Raw genomic sequence first — 493 nt, forward strand, 5'->3', positions numbered from 1 at the left:
CGCCGCGAGCCTGTCTACCATCGTCCAGATGGTCGCGGGCGGTCTCGGTCTCACGTTGCTGCCTGCCGCGGCGGTTCCGGTGGAGGTGGGTGAGGGTCGGGGCCTGGCTGTCGCCACGTTCCGTCGTCCTGCCCCGCACCGCCGGGTCGGTCTCGCCTACCGCATCACCTCGGCTCGTCTCGCTGACTGGACCCTGCTGGCGGCCCGTATCCGTGCCGTTCTGCCCGTTACTGGCCTTGACCTCGTCCCGGTGGTGGATGGCACCGTGGTCAAGGGGTGAGGGTGCCGAAGACGTCGGGGACGTTCTCGTGCAGGACGAGGTGGGTGGCGATGCGGGTCAGGTGCCCGTGGTCCTTGGTGGGGAGGCGGGCGGTGAGGTCGGTCAGGCGTTCGCTGACCTCGTCGTAGAAGGCGTCGGTGCGTTCCTTGCCGGTGGGGGTGAGGCTGACGGTGATGGCGCGGCGGTCGGTCGCCGACATCGCGCGGGTCAGAT

1 protein-coding gene and 1 pseudogene are annotated in these 493 nt (G+C 70.0%); one reads left to right on the top strand and one right to left on the bottom strand.

Translation table 11 applies throughout. The features are described from left to right. A partial coding sequence (locus tag G6R24_RS21355) for a LysR substrate-binding domain-containing protein (protein WP_263864100.1) occupies window positions 1-280 on the top strand: 280 nt, incomplete at its 5' end. On the opposite strand, the pseudogene G6R24_RS21360 reads toward G6R24_RS21355, so the two are convergent. Then, window positions 270-493: pseudogene (locus G6R24_RS21360) on the bottom strand (hypothetical protein); the annotation flags it as partial. The gene G6R24_RS21355 and the pseudogene G6R24_RS21360 sit on opposite strands and share 11 nt — an antisense overlap.

It is taken from the genome of Candidatus Frankia nodulisporulans, assembly GCF_902806475.1.
GTDB lineage: Bacteria > Actinomycetota > Actinomycetes > Frankiales > Frankiaceae > Frankia > Frankia umida.